A 21,827-nucleotide genomic window follows, 5' to 3' on the forward strand; every position below is an offset into this window, starting at 1 on the left:
TGCATGGGCTTACTCCAAAAGGAAAAGAACACATGAATAACCATCTGATGGATCAGTACCTCATTGACCTTTTATGCACGCCCGCAAAGCAGCGTAGCCGTCACAAGATTCACGAGGTGATCACTCAAATTGCCGCGATTGCACAATTGGAGGAGCGATTTGAGATCAAGGCAGACTGGACGCAGTACCAGCTAATGGAGCTGCAGCGTGAAGCAATGGAGCTAGAAACCATTGCTGAGTTACTCAATGCGACTCCGACGTTCGACCACGGGGATTTTGCATTCAACATTCGCAAGACGGAACTCGACTGGCGTGCCTCGCTCACGATGCTGCTGACCAACGCAGGGGCCCAGGCTGGCAATAAATACATATCGAGGCATGGAGGCACCGCTGAAGAGGCAGTGCTCAACCTCAGAACGACAGTCAGGACGTGGATAAGCTAATGACAGCCGCTAACCAGAACCCACTTCGTCTGCACGCTGCACCGGAGTCAGCCACTGTTGAACTGCTCTACCGCATCTTCGGCGACGTCCTGGTCCCCCTGGAAAAAGTGCGCGAGCAGTACTTTCGCAACCTCAACGAACAGTCCTTCGTGGCGGAAATCCAGAGCGGCAGAATTCAGCTGCCGATCACTACGCTGGACACCAGTCGTAAAGCGCTGAAGTACGCGCACATCCGCCACGTTGCCTCGCTGATCGACATCCGCGCCTACAAGGCCGATGAACACATGCAGCGCCAACAGGACGGCCAACGCAATGTCGCCCCCACATCACTGACGGCTGTCACCACCAGCCAACAACAATCTCAGGAGCACACCACATGATGACCCCAATACAAATCGGCGCACTCGTCATCCTGATAGTTTTAGCCGCCTTGCTTGTCTGGGGCGGTTACATCATGGGCCGCAGCGATGGACGAAAGACCGGCCTACGCGAGGGTGAAGACATCCAGCGCGCCGCAAGTGCCAAAACCATCCGAGAGCTTCAGTCCTCTCTGCAGTTCATCCGAGCCGATTACACGCGCCTGGCACAAGCCTGCAAACGACTTGAAGCAGCTCCGCTCTTCGGACCGGCCGAGCGCCAGACGCTGGTCGCCATCGGCGAGATGCTGCGGGTCGCGGCCGAGACCTTCTGCGCCTTTCGTACCGGCAAGAAGCTCGAGCGCGACGCCAGATCTCTACAAAATCAAGCGCTTCATATGGCAAAACGCCTGGTGACTGAAAAAGAACCCGATGACATGAGAGGCATTCAGCTAAAAGGAGTGAAAGCATGAGCGCCGCAGAAAAAATTGATTTCCACATTTCTCCAGGCGCTTGGTTTCGGCAGGACCTACTGTATCCAGTTTTTGGACTAAGCACGGAAGCAGTTCGTAAGTACCGGTCCCGTGGGATTTGGCTAGAAGGGAAGCACTATCGAACGGACCCAGCGAACGTGCTTGTTTACAACAAGGAGGCGATTGAAAAGTGGATGGCAGGCCAACTATGACTGACAAGATGCCTACAGGCGTCGAGATGAATGGCAAGCAATTACGCATTTGGTTCATCTTCAACGGCCAACGTTGCCGAGAACCTCTCGAAGGAATCTCGAAAGTAAACAAAGCCGCAATTGCATATGCCGACAACAAACGGCGCACCATCCTGGCGGAGATTAAAGAGGGCCGCTTCGATTATGCGGCTCACTTTCCCAACTCACCAAGGGCCGCCATGTTCACGGGCACAGGCGGCCCCTCCCTAAAGCGTACAGTCAAAGAAGGCATCGACCGCTGGCTGGAGGTTCAAAGGGCGCTTAAAGCATCTAGCACCGTCGTCAATTACGTGAGCAAATCAAAACACGTGGAGACCAAGTTTGGCAGGCGCCGAATCGTCGATATCAGCAAGAGCGATTTAGAGCTTTTTCAAGCACATCTACTGAAACAAGGTCTTTCCCCGAAAACCGTAAATGACATTTTCACTGTAGTACGGGGCGTCTGGGGTGACGCTTTTGGCGACGGCATTCTTAAATCCAATCCGCTAGACAGGGTTAGCAATGTGGGGTCGGACGTCGATCTTGAGCACGCTGACCCGTTTACTCGCACTGAGATTGATCTAATTGGTAAAGCAGATCCCGCCCGCAGACCCGATAGCAGGATGATTGAGTTCAACTGTTGGGCTGGTCTCTCTCTGTCCGAGCTTATCGCACTCGCTGTCGAAGATATCGATCTTGAAGCAGGCCTAGTGCAAGTTCGGCGCGCATTGGTTGTCGGGGAGTTCAAGGTACCGAAGGAACGCTCTAGAGTTAGAGTGATCGAGCTAATCGATCCAGCTTTGCAGCTGATGCGAGAGATTGTTGCTGCAGCTAAAGACGCGCCAGCAGAGGAAATCACCGTAATTCAGCGCGACAACATCACATCCAAAAAGATGAAAGTCAGATTTCTTTTCCGTAGCTCCACCAGCGGCTTGTTATGGAGCGGCAAAACCCTCAGCAACTGGTTTACTGCACATCTGAAAATGGCAGAAGTCCGGCACCGGGGCGCCAATCAATGTCGTCACACTTTCGCCAGCCAGATGTTGTCTAGCTACGTCCCCGTTGAATGGGTGGCGAGGCAGCTTGGACACGCTGACACAACGATGGTGAGAAAACATTATGGGAGGTGGATCCCCAAAGACACCAAGAGCATGGCGGGTGTTGTGTCAAAAATGCTGGGGTTTAGACAGGACTAGAGCGGCATGTCGGGCAAGGTTTATGCCCTAGAAATGCCCTAAATGAATTCACAGAAACGAAAAAGCCCCCGTAATCAGAAATGATTACGGGGGCTTCGTCTTGTTCAATAATGGCGGAGAGATAGGGATTCGAACCCTAGGTACCGGTGAAGGTACAACGGATTTCGAATCCGTCCCATTCGGCCACTCTGGCATCTCTCCAACGGCGCGCATCATAACAACACTTTCGTCGGTTGCGAACCCCCCAAACGAAATTTTTTCCGTGCTATCAGATGCTTGCGTCGATTAAAGCGGTACGCCCAGACGAGCGGCGACTTCTTCGTAGGCTTCGATGACGTCACCGAGGCCCTGGCGGAAGCGGTCCTTGTCCATCTTCTTCTTGGTGTCCTTGTCCCACAGACGGCAGCCGTCCGGGCTGAACTCGTCGCCGAGGACGATGGAGCCGTCGCTGAACACGCCGAATTCAAGCTTGAAGTCGACCAGCAGCAGGCCGGCGTCGTCGAACAGTTTGCTCAGGACTTCGTTGACCTTGAGCGACAGTTCCTTCATGCGCGCCAGTTGCTCGGCGGTGCCCCAACCGAACGCCACAACGTGGGATTCGTTGATGAACGGGTCGCCCTTGGCGTCGTCCTTCAAGAACAGTTCGAAGGTGTACGGGTTGAGCTTCATGCCCTCCTCGACGCCCAGACGCTTGACCAGGCTGCCGGCGGCGTAGTTACGCACGACGCATTCCACCGGGATCATGTCGAGCTTCTTCACCAGGCATTCGTTGTCGCCCAGCAGTTTGTCGAACTGGGTCGGCACGCCGGCCGCTTCGAGTTTCTGCATGATGAAGGCGTTGAACTTGTTGTTCACCATACCTTTGCGATCAAGCTGTTCGATGCGCTTGCCGTCGAACGCCGAAGTGTCGTTGCGAAACAACAGGATCAAGCGGTCAGCGTCGTCGGTCTTGTAAACCGATTTGGCTTTGCCGCGGTAGAGTTCTTCACGTTTTTCCATGATGGGCTCCGCTTGCTAAGTAGGTGGGCTAGGCGATGTGGCGCCAGTCGAGCCCTGAATCTTGATCGGCCAGTTGCAGCCAGTCCGGGTCGCACCCGAGGGTGTCGACAAAACATTGCCGGGCCAGCTGCGGCAGGTTGTTCTTGCTGCTCAGATGGGCCAGCACCAGGTGTTGCAAACCCTGCCAGCCCAACTCGGCCACCAGGAATGCCGCCTGATGGTTGTTCAGATGTCCGCGTTCGCCGCCCACCCGCTGCTTGAGAAAGTACGGGTAGTGACCACGGGCCAGCATGTCGCGGCAATGGTTGGACTCGATCATCAATGCATCGAGGTCCCGATAGCCATCCAGCACCCGCTCGCAGAACGACCCCAGGTCGGTCAGCAGGCCGAAGCGCCGCTGTTCCTGATCGCTGAAGACGTACTGGGTCGGCTCCTGCGCGTCATGGGCCACGGCAATGACCCCGACGTTCAGTGCGCCGATCTGCAGTTGCTCGCCGCCGGCCAGAAAACCTGCCGGTTCAAGCGGTTTGCGCATCCCGCGCAGCGTGCCGCGACTGAGGTAGACCGGCAGATTGTAGCGCCGAGACAGTAAACCCACGCCATGCACGTGGTCGGCATGTTCGTGGGTCACGAGTATCGCGCTCAGTTGCGCCGGGTGCACACCCAGGCGCAACAGACGTCTTTCGGTTTCCCGCAGGGAAAAACCACAATCCACCAGCACGTACGTATCAGCACTGGCGATCAGCGTGCCGTTCCCTTGGCTACCGCTGCCGAGAACGGCAAAACGCATATCGGATCAGCCCAGGTTGTCCTGAATCACGCTCAACACTTTACGCGCGACATCGGCCGGCGCGACGGTGTTGATGTTCTTTTCGACGGTAACCTGGATGTTCTCGCCCACCTTGCTCAGGCGAACCTGATAACGCTCGGCGCGGGCTTCGACTTCTTCCTTGCTCGGCGCACTGCCGAACAGGCTGCTGAAGAAGCCAGGCTTGTCGTCTTTCTTCTCGGCTTTTTCGGCCAGGTTGATGTAGTACAGGCCCAGGCTGCGGTTGATGTCTTCAACGCGCCATTCGCCCTGTTCCAGCGCACGGCCGACGCTCGACCAGGCGCGGTCCAGATCGGTACCGACGTTCAACACCGGGTTGCCGCTGCCGTCTTCGTTCAGGCTGACACGGCTCGGCGCATCGAAATCACGCGAGGCCAGCATCGACACCGAACCGCCCTTCTCGGACGTGCGGCTCATGCTCGCGAGCATGTCGTCGACCAGTGCAGCGTCCAGGCCAGTGTTGACCGAACGGTTGGTGAAGGCCACGTCGGCCGTGCTGCCGGCAGGACGCTCGGCGCTGACCACGTAGATCTCACTGGTGTTGCGCTGCACGCCCGGCTCGATACGCACGCGCACGCGGGTTTCGCTGTCGCTGGCGATACCGGCCGCGCTCAGGCGCTTGGCCATCGAAGCGGACAGCTCGTCGGAGTGCTGCCAGGTGGTGGTGAATTCACCGGTCTGCGGACGTTGTTCATCCAGACGGAAACCGTTGTCCTGGAAGAACTGCAGCGCCACTGGCCAGACTTCGGCCGGTGGGTGCTGGGCCACGACCCAACGCGAATCACCGCTCTTCTGCAGCGAGTAATCCGTGGCATCGGCAACCGCCGACAGCGGCTGAGGACGCGGCACGACGTATTCGCCCGTCGCGGTGTCATCGGCCACGTTGCGCGGGATCGGCAACAGCGGATCGAGACGTTTGGCAGTGCTCACATCCGGTGGCAATTGCATCGGTGCAGTCTGTTGCGCTTGCAGGTAATCGCTTCCACGGTCGCGGAAATAACCTTCCGGCCCCCAGACCCATCCGCAGCCACTGGTGCTGGAGATAATCAAGGCAAGTGCGGAAAGTCCGGCCATTCGCTTCATGCGTTGTACTTCCTCAATTAAACCAGGACGTTGCACTGGCGCAGGGCCGAGCGCAGCGTTTCATGACAAGGGGTGCTCAGCCAGGTCAGTGGCAGGCGGATGCCTTCGTGCATCAGGCCCATTTCGACCAAAGCCCACTTCACCGGAATCGGGTTGGCTTCGATGAACAGGTCCTTGTGCAGCGGCATCAGTTTTTCGTTGATCGCGCGTGCGGTATCGGCGTCGCCCTTCAGCGCGGCCTCGCACAGGTCAGCCATTTCGCGCGGGGCGACGTTGGCGGTGACCGAGATGTTGCCTTTGCCGCCCAGCAGGATCAGCTCGACAGCGGTCGGATCATCGCCGGATAGCACGATGAAATCCTTGCTCACGCCATCGATGATCGCTTTGGCGCGTTTGAGGTCGCCGGTGGCTTCCTTGATGCCGATGATGTTCGGCACGGTGGACAGGCGAATCACCGTCTCGGCCTGCATGTCGCAGGAGGTGCGGCCGGGAACGTTGTAGAGAATCTGCGGAATGTCGACCGCTTCAGCGATGTGCTTGAAGTGCTGGTACAGGCCTTCCTGGGTCGGCTTGTTGTAATAAGGAACCACCAGCAGGCAGGCATCGGCGCCGGCGGCCTTGGCGTTGCGGGTCAGCTCGACGGCTTCGCGGGTCGAGTTGGCGCCGGTGCCGGCGATGACCGGAATGCGCCCGGCAACCTGTTTGACCACGGCTTTGATGACGGCGATGTGCTCTTCTACATCAAGGGTGGCCGACTCGCCGGTAGTACCGACGGCGACGATGGCATGGGTGCCGTTCTTGAGGTGGAAGTCCACGAGTTTGCTGAGGCTGTCCCAGTCAAGACGCCCTTGTGCATCCATGGGAGTGACCAGTGCCACCATACTGCCCGCAATCATGAAACCGCTCCTGCCGGAAAAAGAGAGCGGTAATGGTACTGGCGCCAAGATGCTTGCACAAGCGAAGTACTGCGCCGCCGCCATTCCCCTTGGCGCCGCTTTTCGCTACCCTTCAGACTTTGATCGGTACAGATCAGCTTGTACGCCGGGTTTCAGCCTCCCCTTTCGGCCTCCCAGGCCCCGTTCCTGCGTCGCATCGACGCGCTCCCGCACAGTGGAGCGAGCCGCGAACGCTGGCCGGGGCTCTTTATACGGACCGCCAGAACAGGCACGCCCGGCCACCAACGCCCGTCGACCTACCGACCGCTCATCGCTTTAGGAATGCTGCATGTCCACCCCCACAGTTCGCGAACAATTCCTTGTCATCAGTGCCCTCGGCGCCAACCCCATGGAGCTGACCAACGTCCTGTGCCGCGCCAGCCATGAAAACCGCTGCGCCGTCGTCACCTCTCGCCTGACCCGCCACGGCGAGTGCAGCGCTCTGGTGCTGGAAGTTTCCGGTAGCTGGGACGCCCTCGCGCGCCTCGAAGGCAGCCTGCCATTGCTGGCCAAGCGTCACGCTTTCACCGTCAACGTGGTGCGCAGCGCCGCTCTGGAAAATCGCCCGCAGGCGCTGCCTTACGTGGCTTACGTCAGCTCGGCGTATCGCCCGGACATCATCAATGAGCTGTGCCAGTTCTTCATGGACCACAACGTCGAACTGGAAAACCTCACCTGCGACACTTACCAGGCTCCCCAGACCGGCGGCACCATGCTCAACGCCACGTTCACCGTGACCCTGCCGGCCAACACCCAGATCAGTTGGCTGCGCGATCAGTTCCTCGATTTCGCCGACGCGATGAACCTGGATGCCCTGATCGAGCCTTGGCGCCCACAAAACCCAATGTAAGGAAGCTTTCATGGCCGTTGTCATCGACCAACCGGTTGCGGATTTCACCGCGCCTGCGACCAGCGGGCAGAACGTCAGCCTGTCCGAACTCAAGGGCAAGCAAGTGGTGATCTACTTCTACCCGAAGGACAGCACCCCGGGCTGCACCACTCAAGGCCAGGGCTTTCGCGATCAATATGCGGCATTCAAGGCTGCCAACACCGAAGTCTTCGGCATTTCCCGCGACAGCTTGAAGTCGCACGAAAACTTCAAAGGCAAACAGGAATTTCCGTTTGAGCTGATCAGCGACAAGGACGAAGCGGTTTGCCAGCTGTTCGACGTGATCAAGCTGAAAAAGCTCTATGGCAAGGAATACCTGGGCGTTGATCGCAGCACTTTCCTGATTGATAAGGACGGTGTGCTACGTCAGGAATGGCGTGGTGTGAAGGTGCCGGGGCATGTTGATGCCGTGCTGGGGGCGGCTGAGGCTCTGAATAAAGCCTGATGTTTTTGCTGCGTCGTCACCGACGCCATCGCTGGCAAGCCAGCTCCCACAGGGTTCAGCACATACAAAACCTGTGGGAGCTGGCTTGCCAGCGATGAGGCCAAAAGCCTCACCCCGATCTAAAGCAACGGCGCCACCACCGGCTCCTTCCGCGGCCACGCATCGAGCACAGCCTTGAACAGCGTCGCCAGCGGGATCGCAAAGAACACACCCCAGAATCCCCACAATCCGCCAAACAGCAGCACCGCGCAGATGATTGCGACCGGATGCAGATTCACTGCTTCCGAAAACAGCAATGGCACCAGCACGTTGCCGTCCAGCGTCTGAATGATTCCGTAGACCGCCATCAGGTAGATGAACTGATCGCTCCAGCCCCACTGGAACAGCGCAATCAGCAGCACCGGCACGGTCACCACTACCGCACCGACATACGGCACCACCACCGACAAACCGACGAGCAACGCCAGCAGCGCCGCGTAGTTCAGGCCCAGCGCGATGAAGGCGATGTAGGTCACGCCGCCGCAGATCACTATCTCGATGCCTTTGCCACGTATGTAATTGGCGATCTGCCGGTTCATTTCCTGGGCGACGCGGGTGATCAGCGCGCGCTCGCGAGGCAGATAGCCGCGCACCCACTCGCCGATCATGGCCCGATCCTTGAGGAAGAAAAACACCAGAATCGGCACCAGTACCAGGTAGATCATGATGTTCACCAGCAGCGGCAAACTCGACAACGAGAAAGTCAGTGCCCACTGACCAAACTTGCCAATCTCGCCCCGCGCCGCTTCGATCGCTTGCAGGACTTGCTCGTCAGACACCAGATGCGGATAGCGCTCGGGCAATAGAAGCAGCAGCGATTGCCACTTGGCGAGCATGCCCGGCAACTCGTTGAACAGCGTGATCAACTGATGCCACAGCAATGGCAGCACCACGACGATAAACAGCATCAGCGCGCCCATGAACAGCGCAAAGACCAGCCCCACCGCCACGCCGCCCGGCACGCGCAGTCGCTCGAGCGTCACCACCAGGCCTTGCATCAGATACGCCAGCACCATCCCCGCCAATACCGGCGCAAGCATGCCGCCGAGGGTGAGCACGGCGGTGAAGGCGAGAACCAGCAGCACCGCCAGCACCACGGCTTCTTCATCGGAGAAGTAGCGCTGAATCCAGTCGCGTAACACTTTGAACATCAATAATCCCTTCGATTTTAGGCGCGGCGCTTCAGGCTTTTTTCAACCAGTATCGGTAGACGCCAGCCTCGTCTTCTTCGCGCAACAGCGCATGACCGGCGAGTTTGGCAAAGGTACGGAAGTCGCGTTGCGAGCCGGCATCGGTGGCGATCACCTTGAGCACAGCGCCGCTGTGCAGTTTGTTGAGTTCCATTTTTGCCTTGAGCAACGGCAACGGACAGTTCAGGCCACTGGCGTCCAGTTCCACGTCATGGGCTACAGCGTCAGTCATTGCGTCACTCCGGTTCGTTGTCGAGCTGCCTAGAATATCTGGTCGCGGCTTCGGTGTCCGGCTACAGTAAGGTCTTTGTCCTCCAAGGCTTTGTGCATGACTTTTCTGCGCCCTACCCTGCTGACGCTCGCTTGCCTGCTCGCCTCACCAGGCTTTGCCGACGATCTGCCGTCACTCGGCGACGCCAGCTCTGCCATTGTCTCGCCGCAACAGGAATACCAGCTCGGCCGCGCCTGGTTGGCCATGCTGCGCAGTCAGGTTTCCCAGCTCAACGATCCGCAGCTTAAGGATTACGTCGAATCCAGCGTCTACAAGCTGGTCGAGACCAGTCAGGTCTCCGACCGACGCCTGGAATTCATCCTGATCAACAGCCCACAACTCAACGCCTTTGCAGCGCCGGGCGGCGTGGTCGGGGTCAACGGCGGTCTTTTCCTCAACGCCCAGACCGAGGGTGAGTACGCCTCGGTGCTCGCTCACGAATTGGCGCACTTGTCGCAACGCCACTTTGCTCGCGGGGTGGAAGCCTCACAAAGAATGCAGGTGCCGATGATGGCCGCGTTGCTGGCCGGCATTGTCATTGCGGCGGCCGGCGGCGGTGATGCCGGCATCGCCACCATCGCTGGCACCCAGGCTGCGGCGTTGCAGGAACAACGGCGCTTCTCGCGACAAAACGAACAGGAGGCGGATCGCATCGGCATCCTCAACCTGGAAAAGGCCGGTTACGATCCGCGCTCGATGCCGACCATGTTCGAACGCCTGATGCGCCAGTACCGCTTCGACGCCAAGCCGCCGGAATTCCTCCTGACTCACCCGGTTACCGAATCGCGTATCGCCGATACCCGCAACCGCGCCGAGCAGGCGAAACCGGGCGGCATCGAAGACAGCATGCGCTACCAGTTGATTCGCGCGCGGGTGCAGTTGATCTATGAAGAAACCCCGGGGCTGGGCGCCAAGCGTTTCCGCGCCCTGCTCGATGAGAACCCGAAAAACGATGTGGCGCGTTACGGCCTCGCCATCGCGCAAATCAAGGGTGGCCAGCTCAACGAAGCCCGCGAAAATCTCAAGCAATTGTTGGCCAAGTCGCCGAACGAGATCATCTACAACCTCGCTCAGGTCGATCTGGACATCACCAACAATCGCCTGCCCGATGCGCAGTCACGGGTCGACCGCATGCTCACGCAGTTCCCGGGCAACTATCCGCTGAATCAGGTGCGTGTCGATCTGCTGTTGAAACAGAATCGCGCCGCCGATGCCGAGAAGGCGCTGGACAGCCTGCTCAAGTCCCGCCCGGATGATCCGGACGTCTGGTATCAGGTTGCTGAAACCCGTGGCTTGTCGGGCAACATCATCGGCCTGCACCAGGCGCGAGCCGAGTATTTTGCGCTGGTCGGCGATTACCGCCAGGCCATTCAGCAGTTGGACTTCGCCAAGCGCAAGGCTGGCAACAACTTCCCGCTGTCCTCGCGCATCGATGCCCGCCAGCGTGAGCTGATGGAGCAGGAGCGTATGATCAAGGACATGATGGGCTGAGTCTTTCCCGACAAGACAAAAACTTCAGACACAAAAAAACCGCCTCTTCCGAGGCGGTTTCTTTTTTACCTTGTTGCTGGCTTATTCAGCCAGTTTGAAGGTGATGAAGCTGGCACGGCCCTGACGCAGCACGCGCATCGACACCGAACGGTTCTTCGGCAACGCCTTGGCGATGTCGGTGAACTCCTTGGCCGAGCCGATGGCCTGATTGTTCAGGTGGGTGATCACGTCACCCGGTTGCAGACCGATCAGGGCCGCAGGACCGTCCTGCACTTCCTTGATCACCACACCACCTTTGAGGTCGTAGGTTTTCTTCTGCTCGGCAGTCAATTCACCGACCGCAACACCGAGGCGGTTGCTGCTGCTTTCAGCGCCGGATTTCGGCAGACCTGCCAGCTCCTTGTCCTCGTCCGGGATTGCGCCGACGGTCAGCTCGACGTTCTTGCGCTTGCCTTCACGAATCACTTCCAGATTGGCTTTGGCGCCAGCCTTCAGCGCGCCGACCAGATGCGGCAGATCGGCAGACATGACGATCGGCTGACCGTTCATGCTCAGGATCACGTCGCCAACCTGCAGGCCGCCCTTGGCCGCAGGGCCGTCATCCTGGATCTGTGCAACGAGAGCGCCGGCCGGCTTGTCCAGACCGAATGACTCGGCGAGGTCCTTGTTCACTTCCTGAATGACCACGCCCAGCCAGCCGCGGCTGACTTTGCCACCGCTCTTGAGCTGGTTGGAAACATCCATCGCCACGTCGATCGGAATGGCAAACGACACGCCCATGAAACCACCGGAGCGGGTGTAGATCTGCGAGTTGATGCCGACCACTTCACCGTTCAGGTTGAACAGCGGGCCACCGGAGTTGCCTGGGTTGATCGGCACGTCGGTCTGAATGAACGGCACATAGTTTTCGTTCGGCAGGCTGCGGCCGACGGCGCTGACGATGCCTTGGGTCACGGTGTGGTCAAAGCCGAATGGCGAACCGATCGCGACGACCCACTGGCCGGCCTTCAGGTCCTGGGATTTGCCGAGCTTGAGCACCGGCAGATCCTTGCCTTCGATTTTCAGCAACGCCACGTCAGAGCGGGGGTCGGTGCCGACCAGCTTGGCTTTCATCTCACTGCGGTCAGCCAGACGGACGAGGATTTCGTCAGCATCGGCGATCACGTGGTTGTTGGTGAGGATGTAACCATCCGGCGAAATGATGAAACCCGAACCCAGCGATTGCGCTTCCCGCTGGCGTCCATCGCCACGTGGCGAGCGCTGCTGAGGCGGCATGCCGCGCTCGAAGAATTCACGCAGCATCGGTGGCAGGCCTTCCAGATCCGGCATCTGCTGATTGACCCGACGGTCCGGCAGTTTCTGCGTGGTACTGATGTTCACCACCGCTGGCGACGCTTGTTCGACCAACTGGGTGAAATCAGGCAGATCGGCCGCTTGCGCAGCAGGGACCGCCTGACCGAGCAACAGCACGGTGGCGAAGATGGAAAGATAAGACTTCAAACTTGGTATCGACATACAGCTCCCGTTACGACGAGCAGGGTTAAGCGATATGGAGCAAAGGAACACCGGAAACCACAGACCGGCATTTTTGTTCCGGGAACAACAAACAAGGCCAGAGCCGTGAGGCTCTGACCTATAAAAAATTTTCAGGGGTTTTGCAAATGAAAATGCTCAGCAAACATTTCGACGTCTCAACGACGAAGTGGAAATGACTGAAATCAGCTCACTGCTTGCTGGTCGCAGCGCCATCGTTGTTACGCATCGATAGAGCGATTCGTTCGGCGGTGCCAATCGGGATTTCGCCGACCACCGTGACCATCATTTCACCCTGCGGCGTGGTCAGGCGACGGGATACCGCGACGGTCGGGCCCAACTGAGTGCGGGTGTCGGTGACGGTTGCACCGTTCAACGGCTCAAGGAACACCGAGAAACGCGCCAGACCATCGTCATACATCAGGCTGCTGACCTGGGTCTTGGTCTGCGCATCCTTGTGCGAACTGCTGCTGGTCAGCTCAAAGCCTGGCGGGAGCCAGTCCGAACGCCAGTTTTGCACGGTTTTAGCTGCAGAAGCCTTGTCGCTTGCGATGTTGATCGGCTTGCAATCGGCGTCTGCCAACAAGTCCTTGTCCGACGGGATTTCATCCGTGTCGAGGCTGGTGAACTGGAAACGCTCGAGCAACTGCCCCTTGTCGTTCAAAAGCAACGACTTGAGCGGCAGCCCGGTTTTCCTGTCCAGATGCAACTCGAAACCATAACGGTGCTGATCACGAGGCGTCAGCGACACGATCACTGCATCACGGCCGGCCACGCGCGACTTGCCAATGACGGCAAGGTCATACCAATTCTTCAGCTTTTTGGGGTCCAGCGCACGGGCGGCAGCGTTGGGTGAATCACCCAATCCCGCAATCAGGGTGCCGCTGACGCATTGAGTACGTCCATCAATGCGCACGACTTCCTGAGCCGAACCGTCGAGCTGCAATAACCGCTCGCGGACCTGGCCATTCTGGACGCGATGCCAGATGTTGTGCGTGGAAAAACTGCCGTTGCGCTCGTAAACGAAAGTACCGTGAAAGCTTTGCTGCTGCTCGGCCTGGCCCAGACGGGTCAACCAGTCCTGGGCCTCGTCAGCGTGGGCTGGAACGATGAACCAGCCACTGAGCAGAAGCGAAAGTAGAGGGATGGCGCGCATGATCCTCCTTAACGGTTTTCCAGGCTTGCGGCACGTGCGTATGGCAGCGCGCTTTCAGTTCCTTTGAGTGCAGCCTGCTGAGCGTGCTGACGCAGATAGCCTGGCAGACGCTGATCATGCCAGCCTGGCTGGCCTTGCAGAACGCCGTTAGCCATAGGACCAGTCGCTTCCGAGCTTTCGCTGTAACCAGCCAGAACTGCCGGACCTTTGACCTGTGGAGTGGCCAGAGTAGGCTGGTTCGACTGCTGGGCCAGTTCAACACCGGCGATTTCGTCCTGGTTGTACAGGCGAACACCGGCCAGAACGGCCACGGTCACCGAAGCGGCAACAGCGAGGCGACCCAAGTTGCGCCATGGGCTGCGGGATACTTTGGCCGGAGCCGTTTCGTCTTCCAGCGCAGCGGACACTGCCGCAGCGATATCCAGACGCGGAAGCAGCAGATCCTTGTGCATGGCTGCCCGAGCGATCTGGTAACGAGCCCAGGTCTCACGGGTATCAACATCATCCAGTGCGCTAAGCACTCGACGCAATTCCAGTTCGTCCGCTTCGTTATCCATCACTGCGGACAGCGATTCCTGCAGGGCTTCACGACTCATGGCGTTCCTCTCTTGGCTGTCGCCGCTGTCTCAGTTTTCCTGCAACAACGGTTGCAGGGCTTTGTCGATGGCCTCCCGAGCGCGGAAAATCCGGGAGCGCACGGTACCCACCGGACACTGCATGACGCTCGCAATGTCCTCGTAACTCAGACCATCGAATTCACGTAAAGTTAAAGCCGTACGCAAATCCTCTGGCAGTTGCTGGATGGTCCGATGGACGGTGCCTTCGATCTCATCCCGCAGCAATGCACGTTCTGGTGACTCGAGATCCTTGAGGCCGTGATCGCCATCGTAGAACTCTGCATCCTCTGAACTTACATCGCTATCCGGCGGCCGACGGCCGCGGGAAACCAGGTAGTTCTTTGCCGTGTTAATGGCAATACGGTACAGCCACGTATAAAACGCACTGTCACCGCGGAAATTTCCAAGTGCCCGATACGCCTTGATAAAGGCTTCCTGAGCAACGTCTTGGGCTTCATGGGTGTCGTGCACAAAACGCACGATCAACCCGAGAATTTTGTGCTGATATTTCAGCACCAGCAGATCGAAAGCTCGCTTGTCGCCACGCTGTACGCGTTCGACCAGCTGCTGATCCTCTTCCTGGGTTAGCATGAACACTCCTCGATAAGCCCGGAGGAGACTTGCATTACTAAACGACCAGACTTGCAAACATAGACTCGGGCTTTTCGCAAAAGTTCTCCCCCTCCAAGCAAGTTTCCTGCGAGCTCTGATTTGGCACGCACGAAAAACGCAGCGCGGGATAAACCGGCTGCGCGAATAATCTTGTTATCGGTTTCGCCGGCAGGAATCCAAACGCAGATTCCGCACTGAAGCCGACACTGTCCCTGGTTTCTGGCACCGTCTATTGATCTTGGGCCTTTGGCAAAAGTTCCAATTATTTATAGCCGTACCCACCTGACATTGCGCAACCCTGCTCGGAAAAGACTGTTTCAGCGCCGATACAGGTGTCTTTTTCCCAAACCGGCAAAAAAACTTCCGACGAAGCACAGCGCTTTTTACCGCGCAGTAGTCTCACAATGCCATCTGGGCCCGGCTATTGTGCCGCCCAACCCCTCTATATACTAGTGGGCTGTGTGGCTGTCTTGACTCGCCGATCCAGCTGTCTTGCGCCAACCCCGACCCGGGTCGCTTTGAGCGGAATCCTGAAATGAGCCAACAGTTCCAACACGATGTTCTGGTGATTGGCAGCGGTGCTGCCGGTTTGACTCTCGCTTTGACCTTGCCCGGTCATCTGCGCATTGCCGTATTGAGCAAGGGCGACCTCGCCAACGGTTCGACATTCTGGGCCCAGGGCGGCGTTGCCGCCGTGCTCGACGATACCGACACTGTCGAATCCCACGTCGACGACACCCTCAATGCGGGCGGCGGCTTGTGCCATGAAGACGCCGTACGCTTTACCGTTGAGCACAGCCGCGAAGCCATCCAATGGCTGATTGACCAGGGCGTGCCGTTCACCCGCGACGAACAGTCCGGCACTGAAGACGGTGGTTTCGAATTTCACCTGACCCGCGAAGGCGGCCACAGTCATCGGCGCATCATCCATGCTGCCGACGCCACCGGCGCTGCGATCTTCAAGACCTTGCTGGCCCAGGCCAAAGAGCGCGAGAACATCGAACTGCTGGAACAGCGGGTGGCCGTTGATCTGATCACCGAGCGCCGCTTGGGCATGGAAGGCGATCGTTGCCTGGGCGCTTACGTGCTGAACCGCGCCACGGGCGAAGTCGACACCTACGGCGCACGTTTCGTGATTCTGGCCTCGGGCGGCGCAGCCAAGGTCTACCTTTATACCAGCAACCCCGACGGCGCTTGCGGTGACGGCATCGCCATGGCCTGGCGTTCCGGTTGCCGGGTGGCGAACCTGGAATTCAACCAGTTCCATCCGACCTGTCTGTATCACCCGCAAGCCAAGAGTTTCCTGATCACCGAAGCCCTGCGTGGCGAAGGCGCGCATTTGAAGCTGCCCAACGGCGAGCGCTTCATGTACCGCTTCGACAAACGCGCCGAGCTGGCGCCTCGTGACATCGTCGCGCGGGCCATCGACCATGAGATGAAGCGCCTGGGTGTCGACTGCGTATATCTCGACATCAGCCACAAGCCTGAATCGTTCGTCAAAAGCCACTTCCCGACTGTTTATGAACGCTGTCTGGGCTTCGGCATCGACATCACCAAACAACCGATCCCGGTGGTCCCGGCTGCGCACTACACCTGTGGCGGGGTGATGGTCGATCAGCACGGTCGCACCGACGTGCCTGGCCTCTACGCCATCGGCGAAACCAGCTTCACCGGTCTGCACGGCGCCAACCGCATGGCCAGCAACTCGCTGTTGGAATGCTTCGTTTATGCCCGTTCGGCAGCAGCGGATATTCTTGCGCAACTCGATGACGTCGCGGCGCCAACCGCCCTGCCCGTCTGGGATGCCAGTCAGGTGACCGACTCGGATGAAGACGTGATCATCGCGCACAACTGGGACGAATTGCGCCGATTCATGTGGGACTACGTCGGCATCGTGCGCACCAACAAGCGTCTGCAACGGGCGCAGCACCGGGTGCGTCTGCTGCTGGATGAGATCGATGAGTTTTACAGCAACTATAAAGTCAGCCGCGACCTGATCGAGCTGCGCAACCTGGCACAAGTCGCCGAGTTGATGATCAGCTCAGCCATGGAACGCAAGGAAAGTCGTGGCCTGCATTACACCCTCGACTACCCGGACCTGCTGCCCGAAGCGCTCGACACTATTCTGGTGCCGCCCACCTACGCCGGCTGAACTTGAGCCGCACTCGCAGGCGTCGGTGCAGATCCGCCGCCTGCGAGTCACGTGGTACGCAGATCGACCTGACCCGCCACTCTCCGCGCAGGCGAAAGCGCAGCACTACGATCAATGGCAGCGCCAGACTGTCCGGGCGCAGTTGCACCGCTTGCCAGCCATCAGCCTCATTCCACACCTGCCAGCCATCGCCGTCGCGGCGCAACCCGCAAAATGCTTTTGGATGATTCAGCAGAATCTGCCGTGGCAGCACCCAAAAACCGTGCAGCGCACAGGCGCAAGCGCCGAGCAGACTGGCCCAGAGTGGAATCGACAGCAGAAACAACGAGCCCATGGCGAACGCCTGGGCCAGCAGATACGCCGCCAGCAACTGCCGTGAGGCATGCCAGCGGCATTCGAACGTATTACTTGGGCTGGACACGATCCAGAATCATCCGGACCATGCGTTGCAGCTCCGGATCTTCCGACTCGCTGCGCTCCATGAACCAGCCGAACATGTCCTGATCCTCACAGGTCAGCAAACGCACGTACAGATCGCGATCCACTTGATTCAACGTCGCGTAAACCTCCTGCACGAACGGCACCAGCAGCACGTCAAGCTCAAGCATGCCGCGACGGCTGTGCCAAAAGAGGCGATTCAGTTCAACTTGTTCGACCATGGAGCCCTCCTCGAATTTGCCGGGCAGTATACAGCCCCGGCGCGGGCCGCACAGTCGGCTTTGGTCGGGCACCCGTGATCCTTTATCAACTACCCATTTCAACCCTGCCCCCTTATGATGTGCCCCAGTCTATTTACCCTGCGATGACCCATGGCCGATTCTGCTTTTTTCTGCACCCTGTCTCATGAAGGCGTACTCGCGGTTCGCGGTGCGGACGCCGGAAAATTCCTGCAAGGCCAGTTGACCTGCAATATCAATTACCTGAGCGACACCCGCGCCAGCCTCGGCGCCCGCTGCACGCAGAAAGGCCGGATGCAGTCGAGCTTCCGCATCCTGCTTGAAGGTGACGGCGTGGTGATGGCGATGGCCAGCGAACTGCTGGAACCGCAACTGGCCGACCTGAAAAAGTACGCAGTGTTCTCCAAATCGAAACTGACCGATGAAAGCGCCGCATGGGTGCGCTTCGGTCTGGCACATGGCGATGCAGCCCTGACCAGCCTCGGTCTGGCACTGCCGGCCGAAACCGACAGCGTTGTGCGCAATGAAGGCCTGATCGCAATTCGCGTCTCGCCCGAGCGCGCCGAACTCTGGGTGCCTGCCGCTCAGGCGCAAAGCGTGCAAAGCCAACTGTCGACCGCCCTGCCTGAGGCCGAACTGAATCAATGGCTGCTGGGCCAGATCCGCGCCGGTATCGGTCAGGTCATGCCTTCCACTCGCGAACTGTTCATCCCGCAGATGCTCAATCTGCAGGCGGTCGGCGGGGTGAGCTTCAAGAAAGGCTGCTACACCGGCCAGGAAATCGTTGCGCGCATGCAGTACCTGGGCAAGCTCAAGCGGCGCCTGTACCGCCTGCGCCTCGACGCGGCCGAGTTGCCGGAGCCCGGCACTCAACTGTTTGCCCCCAGCCACAACAGCTCGATTGGCGAAGTGGTCCTGGCAGCGAACGCCGAAGGAAACATTGAACTCCTGGCCGTGTTGCAGGCCGAAGCTGCCGAAGCCGGTGATTTGCGTCTGGGCGCCCTCGAAGGCCCCGCGTTGCACGTGCTCGACCTGCCTTACGAACTGGATCGCGACCGCGAAATCCAGCGTTGATCGCAGCATTGTTGCAACACCCTAGAGAGTCCAAATGAGCGAACTGGCGGAAAAGGTCCAACAGGATTTGGTTGCGGCCATCGATAACGATGACCTGGTTCTGCCAACGTTGCCGGAAGTGGCCCTGCAGATTCGCAAGGCTGCCGAGGATCCGGAAATCAGCGTCAGCGATCTGAGCAAAGTCATCGGCCGCGACACCGCGCTGTCGGCGCGCCTGATCAAAGTGGTCAACAGTCCGCTGCTGCGCGCCGCGCAGGAAGTCACAGACCTGCACACCGCCATCACCCGTTTGGGCATCAACTACAGCAGCAACCTGGCGATCGGTCTGGTGATGGAGCAGATCTTCAATGCCCGCTCCGAGGTGGTCGAACAGAAGATGCGCGAAGTCTGGCGCAGCAGTCTGGAAATCGCTGGCGTCAGCTATGCGCTGTGTCGTCGCCACACCCAGCTCAAACCCGATCAGGCGGCACTCGGCGGACTGGTGCATCAGATTGGCGTGTTGCCGATTCTGACTTACGCCGAAGACCACAATGAACTGCTCTCGGATGCGGTCAGCCTGACCCATGTGATCGAGCAGATTCACCCATTGCTGGGCGAGAAATTGCTGCGGGTCTGGGAGTTTCCCGAGCGCCTGGTGCATTTGCCGTTGCTGTATCAAGACTTCAGCCGCGACTCGGCGCGCATCGATTACGTCGATATCGTGCAAGTGGCCAACCTGTATTGCCGCAAGGACACCGATCATCCGTTTGCGCGGATTGACCCGTTTAGCGTGCCGGCGTTCAGGAAGCTGGGGATTGACCCGGAGAACAAGCAGTTCTGCGCGGATCTGGAAGAGTCGCGGTCGATGTTCTACTGACCTGTAGTGAGGGGATTTATCCCCGTTGGGTTGCGAAGCGACCCTAGACTCTGCGATCCGAACCGCGACTGCTGCGCAGCCGAGCGGGGATAAATCCCCTCGCCACAAAAAACCCTTGCCACAAAAGTATTACCCGGCAATAAAACTGACCCGCACCTTCAACCCTGCCTGCTCGCCATCATGCAAGGTGATCTGCGCCAGATGCGCGCGACAGATCTCGCCGACAATCGCCAAGCCCAGACCTGAACCGGCAACCTGCTGATTGCGCCGATAAAACCGTTCGAACACTCGATCACGCTCGTGCAGCGGGATGCCCGGCCCGTCGTCCTCAACCTCAAGCACCGCCGGGGCCGTGACCCGCAGAATCACATTGCCGCCCGATGGCGTATGCGCCAGCGCGTTGTCGACCAGATTGCTCAGCAGCTCATTGAGCAGCGTCGGCTCACCGCGCAGCCACACCGGTTCATCCGCTTCAAGCGCCAGCGCCACGCCGCGCTTGTGCGCCAAAGGCGCCATGGCCATGCCCAGTTCACGAGCCAATTGACTCAGATCGAGCAACTGCGCGCCGCCCTCGGCAATCGCCCGCGCACCGTTTTCGACCCGGGCCAGCGATAGCAGCTGATTGGCCAGATGGGTCAGGCGATCGGTGCTTTGCGCGGACGATTCAAGGGTGGTGCGCCAGGTTTCCGGTTCGTTTGAGCGCAGGCCCAATTCCAGGCGTGCCTTGAGTGCCGCCAGCGGCGTGCGCAACTCGTGAGCGGCATCGGCGATGAACTGCGCCTGCCGCTCGAACTGGCCGCGCAGACGCTCGGTGAAATGATTGAGCGCGCGCACCAACGGCCCGAGTTCATGCTGCACTTCCACCAGCGGCAGCGGCCGCAAATCGTCGGGCTGGCGTTCCTCAACAGCGGTTCTTAACCGCTCCAGCGGGCGCAGCGCCGCACTCACCGCGAACCACACCAGCAGCAATGCACCCACGGCCAGCATGCCCAAGCGCAACAAGGTGTCAGCCGCCAGACTGCGCGCCATGCTGACCCGCGCTTCGTCGGTTTCAGCCACGCGGATTTCCGCCATGCCGTTCATGTTCGGCTCGCTTACCGCTTTGAGCAGGCTGACCACACGCACGTTCTGGCCGTTGTACTTCGCGTTGTAGAAGCGCGCGAGGGCCGGATAGCTGTCGGTACGCGGCGTGCCGGGCGGTGGTCCGGGGAGATTTTCGTAGCCGGAAATCAGCTTCTGGTGAATGTCGTTGACCTGGTAATAGATGCGCCCGGCGCTGTCGTAGGCGAAGGTGTCCAGCGCCACGTAAGGCACATCGGCGCTGAGGCTGCCATCACGCTGCGACAACCCGGCAGCGATGGTGCGTGCCGAGGCCAGCAGCGTGCGGTCATACGCGGTGTCGGCGGCTTCGCGACCGTTCCAGTAAGCGCTCAAGCCGCTGGCGAGCATCAGCACCACCAGCAACCATCCAAGGTTCCACAGCAACCGCCAGCGCAGGCTGCTGGGCTTATGCATCGCGGCTTTCCAGCAGATAGCCGAGGCCACGGAAGGTGACGATGGCCACGGGCTGGCCATCGAGTTTCTTGCGCAAGCGGTGCACGTAGATTTCGATGGCGTCGGGGCTGGCTTCTTCGTCGAGGCCGAACACCTGCGCGGCCAGTTGTTCCTTGCTCATCACTCGCCCCGGCCGCGCGATCAACGCTTCGAGAACGGCCTGCTCGCGCGAGGTCAGGGTCAGCAGTTCGTCGCCGAGGGTGAAGCGCCGCGTATCGAGGTCGTAAGCCAGCACGCCACAACGCTGCTGACGCTCGCCGCCCAGCACACTGCGGCGCAGTAAGGCTTTGACCCGCGCTTCCAGTTCCGTCAGCTCAAACGGCTTGGCCAGGTAGTCGTCAGCACCGAGATTGAGGCCATGCACGCGATCCTTGACGTCACTGCGCGCGGTCAGCATTAACACCGGCAGGTTCTTGCCCCGCGCACGCAGCCGCGCCAGCACCTCGAAACCGTCCATGCGCGGCAGGCCGACATCGAGGATCGCCACGGCGTATTCCTCACTGCCCAGCGCCAGGTCGGCGGCCACGCCATCGTGCAACACATCCACCGTCAGACCGGTGCTCTTGAGCGCCTGAGCCACGCTTTCGGCCAGTTGCAAATGGTCTTCGACGAGCAGGACACGCATGGATTTTTACCTCGTTCAGGGTTGGCCGACGCCGCGCTTTGTCGCGGAGTTTACAGCCGCAACCGCCGCTGTGAAGCCGAAAAACCGTGAAAGACAATTGAA

General features: G+C 59.4%; 25 protein-coding genes and 1 tRNA gene. 11 read left to right on the top strand and 15 right to left on the bottom strand.

What is annotated here, in order from left to right:
• From KVG87_RS21060 to KVG87_RS21080, 5 genes are all read left to right on the top strand, one after another.
• Positions 1 to 443 (top strand): hypothetical protein (locus KVG87_RS21060; protein WP_217852397.1); only part of this gene is annotated, 443 nt, incomplete at its 5' end.
• Positions 443 to 823 (top strand): pyocin activator PrtN family protein, encoded by a 381-nt coding sequence (locus tag KVG87_RS21065; protein WP_217852399.1) that lies wholly within the window; start codon positions 443 to 445, stop codon positions 821 to 823. The genes KVG87_RS21060 and KVG87_RS21065, both read left to right, overlap by 1 nt.
• Entirely contained in the window at positions 820 to 1,272 is a 453-nt protein-coding gene (locus KVG87_RS21070; protein WP_217852401.1) for a hypothetical protein, read from the top strand. The genes KVG87_RS21065 and KVG87_RS21070 overlap by 4 nt, the downstream gene beginning before the upstream one ends.
• Entirely contained in the window at positions 1,269 to 1,484 is a 216-nt protein-coding gene (xisR, locus tag KVG87_RS21075; protein WP_217852403.1) for an excisionase family protein, read from the top strand. Before KVG87_RS21070 ends, xisR begins: the two co-directional genes overlap by 4 nt.
• On the top strand, positions 1,481 to 2,698 hold the full coding sequence (locus KVG87_RS21080) for an Arm DNA-binding domain-containing protein (protein WP_217852405.1): 1,218 nt from the start codon (positions 1,481 to 1,483) through the stop codon (positions 2,696 to 2,698). The genes xisR and KVG87_RS21080 overlap by 4 nt, the downstream gene beginning before the upstream one ends.
• Before the next feature lie 111 nt (positions 2,699 to 2,809).
• On the opposite strand, the gene KVG87_RS21085 is transcribed toward KVG87_RS21080, so the two are convergent.
• From KVG87_RS21085 to dapA, 5 genes are all read right to left on the bottom strand, one after another.
• Positions 2,810 to 2,899: transfer RNA gene (locus tag KVG87_RS21085), tRNA-Ser, on the bottom strand.
• Between the two features lie 84 nt (positions 2,900 to 2,983).
• Complete coding sequence (gene purC / locus KVG87_RS21090; protein WP_016771262.1) at positions 2,984 to 3,697, bottom strand: phosphoribosylaminoimidazolesuccinocarboxamide synthase; 714 nt, start codon at positions 3,695 to 3,697, stop codon at positions 2,984 to 2,986.
• A gap of 28 nt (positions 3,698 to 3,725) precedes the next feature.
• Positions 3,726 to 4,487 carry an MBL fold metallo-hydrolase gene (locus KVG87_RS21095; RefSeq protein WP_024012002.1) on the bottom strand — a complete coding sequence of 254 codons (762 nt, stop codon included), beginning with the start codon at positions 4,485 to 4,487 and terminating at the stop codon, positions 3,726 to 3,728.
• 6 nt (positions 4,488 to 4,493) lie between these two features.
• Positions 4,494 to 5,609, bottom strand: coding sequence for an NlpB/DapX family lipoprotein (bamC, locus tag KVG87_RS21100; RefSeq protein ID WP_016771264.1), 1,116 nt, complete (start codon positions 5,607 to 5,609; stop codon positions 4,494 to 4,496).
• A gap of 17 nt (positions 5,610 to 5,626) precedes the next feature.
• Positions 5,627 to 6,505: a 4-hydroxy-tetrahydrodipicolinate synthase gene (gene dapA, locus KVG87_RS21105; RefSeq protein WP_016771265.1), complete on the bottom strand. Its 879-nt coding sequence runs from the start codon at positions 6,503 to 6,505 to the stop codon at positions 5,627 to 5,629.
• Positions 6,506 to 6,833: 328 nt separating this feature from the next.
• On the opposite strand from dapA, the gene KVG87_RS21110 reads away from it, so the two are divergent.
• Positions 6,834 to 7,394, top strand: a complete 561-nt coding sequence (locus KVG87_RS21110) for a glycine cleavage system transcriptional repressor (protein ID WP_024012001.1) — start codon at positions 6,834 to 6,836, stop codon at positions 7,392 to 7,394.
• A gap of 10 nt (positions 7,395 to 7,404) precedes the next feature.
• Entirely contained in the window at positions 7,405 to 7,878 is a 474-nt protein-coding gene (locus tag KVG87_RS21115; protein ID WP_217852407.1) for a peroxiredoxin, read from the top strand.
• Positions 7,879 to 7,997: 119 nt separating this feature from the next.
• Here KVG87_RS21115 and KVG87_RS21120 read toward each other — a convergent pair whose 3' ends face one another.
• Both KVG87_RS21120 and KVG87_RS21125 read right to left on the bottom strand, forming a co-directional pair.
• On the bottom strand, positions 7,998 to 9,068 hold the full coding sequence (locus KVG87_RS21120) for an AI-2E family transporter (protein ID WP_041478862.1): 1,071 nt from the start codon (positions 9,066 to 9,068) through the stop codon (positions 7,998 to 8,000).
• 31 nt (positions 9,069 to 9,099) lie between these two features.
• Positions 9,100 to 9,339, bottom strand: coding sequence for a sulfurtransferase TusA family protein (locus tag KVG87_RS21125; protein WP_041478863.1), 240 nt, complete (start codon positions 9,337 to 9,339; stop codon positions 9,100 to 9,102).
• Between the two features lie 96 nt (positions 9,340 to 9,435).
• Between KVG87_RS21125 and KVG87_RS21130 the strand changes: the two genes are divergently transcribed.
• Positions 9,436 to 10,869 (top strand): M48 family metalloprotease, encoded by a 1,434-nt coding sequence (locus tag KVG87_RS21130; protein ID WP_076566399.1) that lies wholly within the window; start codon positions 9,436 to 9,438, stop codon positions 10,867 to 10,869.
• Between the two features lie 81 nt (positions 10,870 to 10,950).
• Here KVG87_RS21130 and KVG87_RS21135 read toward each other — a convergent pair whose 3' ends face one another.
• The 4 genes from KVG87_RS21135 to rpoE form a co-directional block, all read right to left on the bottom strand.
• Entirely contained in the window at positions 10,951 to 12,384 is a 1,434-nt protein-coding gene (locus KVG87_RS21135; protein WP_016771271.1) for a DegQ family serine endoprotease, read from the bottom strand.
• Positions 12,385 to 12,592: 208 nt separating this feature from the next.
• Positions 12,593 to 13,558 carry a MucB/RseB C-terminal domain-containing protein gene (locus tag KVG87_RS21140; protein ID WP_056783536.1) on the bottom strand — a complete coding sequence of 322 codons (966 nt, stop codon included), beginning with the start codon at positions 13,556 to 13,558 and terminating at the stop codon, positions 12,593 to 12,595.
• Between the two features lie 8 nt (positions 13,559 to 13,566).
• Positions 13,567 to 14,154: a sigma-E factor negative regulatory protein gene (locus KVG87_RS21145; RefSeq protein WP_008077804.1), complete on the bottom strand. Its 588-nt coding sequence runs from the start codon at positions 14,152 to 14,154 to the stop codon at positions 13,567 to 13,569.
• Positions 14,155 to 14,184: 30 nt separating this feature from the next.
• Positions 14,185 to 14,766, bottom strand: a complete 582-nt coding sequence (gene rpoE, locus KVG87_RS21150) for an RNA polymerase sigma factor RpoE/AlgU (RefSeq protein WP_003172477.1) — start codon at positions 14,764 to 14,766, stop codon at positions 14,185 to 14,187.
• Positions 14,767 to 15,322: 556 nt separating this feature from the next.
• Between rpoE and nadB the strand changes: the two genes are divergently transcribed.
• On the top strand, positions 15,323 to 16,939 hold the full coding sequence (gene nadB, locus KVG87_RS21155) for an L-aspartate oxidase (RefSeq protein WP_217852409.1): 1,617 nt from the start codon (positions 15,323 to 15,325) through the stop codon (positions 16,937 to 16,939).
• On the opposite strand, the gene KVG87_RS21160 is transcribed toward nadB, so the two are convergent.
• Complete coding sequence (locus KVG87_RS21160) at positions 16,908 to 17,360, bottom strand: protein YgfX (protein WP_217852411.1); 453 nt, start codon at positions 17,358 to 17,360, stop codon at positions 16,908 to 16,910. The two genes, nadB and KVG87_RS21160, sit on opposite strands and share 32 nt — an antisense overlap.
• Positions 17,344 to 17,598, bottom strand: a complete 255-nt coding sequence (locus KVG87_RS21165) for an FAD assembly factor SdhE (RefSeq protein WP_007911418.1) — start codon at positions 17,596 to 17,598, stop codon at positions 17,344 to 17,346. Before KVG87_RS21165 ends, KVG87_RS21160 begins: the two co-directional genes overlap by 17 nt.
• A gap of 150 nt (positions 17,599 to 17,748) precedes the next feature.
• Between KVG87_RS21165 and ygfZ the strand changes: the two genes are divergently transcribed.
• Together ygfZ and KVG87_RS21175 are read left to right on the top strand one after the other, a co-directional pair.
• A complete protein-coding gene (gene ygfZ, locus KVG87_RS21170) occupies positions 17,749 to 18,690 on the top strand; it encodes a CAF17-like 4Fe-4S cluster assembly/insertion protein YgfZ (RefSeq protein ID WP_150742394.1) in 942 nt (313 codons plus the stop codon).
• A 34-nt stretch (positions 18,691 to 18,724) separates the two neighbouring features.
• On the top strand, positions 18,725 to 19,546 hold the full coding sequence (locus tag KVG87_RS21175) for an HDOD domain-containing protein (RefSeq protein WP_056783523.1): 822 nt from the start codon (positions 18,725 to 18,727) through the stop codon (positions 19,544 to 19,546).
• 129 nt (positions 19,547 to 19,675) lie between these two features.
• On the opposite strand, the gene KVG87_RS21180 is transcribed toward KVG87_RS21175, so the two are convergent.
• Positions 19,676 to 21,061 carry a sensor histidine kinase gene (locus KVG87_RS21180; RefSeq protein WP_024011993.1) on the bottom strand — a complete coding sequence of 462 codons (1,386 nt, stop codon included), beginning with the start codon at positions 21,059 to 21,061 and terminating at the stop codon, positions 19,676 to 19,678.
• Positions 21,054 to 21,725 carry a response regulator gene (locus tag KVG87_RS21185; protein ID WP_024011992.1) on the bottom strand — a complete coding sequence of 224 codons (672 nt, stop codon included), beginning with the start codon at positions 21,723 to 21,725 and terminating at the stop codon, positions 21,054 to 21,056. The genes KVG87_RS21180 and KVG87_RS21185 overlap by 8 nt, the downstream gene beginning before the upstream one ends.
• Positions 21,726 to 21,827: the final 102 nt, after the last annotated feature.

The organism is Pseudomonas siliginis (assembly GCF_019145195.1).
In the GTDB taxonomy this organism is placed as follows: Bacteria; Pseudomonadota; Gammaproteobacteria; order Pseudomonadales; family Pseudomonadaceae; genus Aquipseudomonas; species Aquipseudomonas siliginis.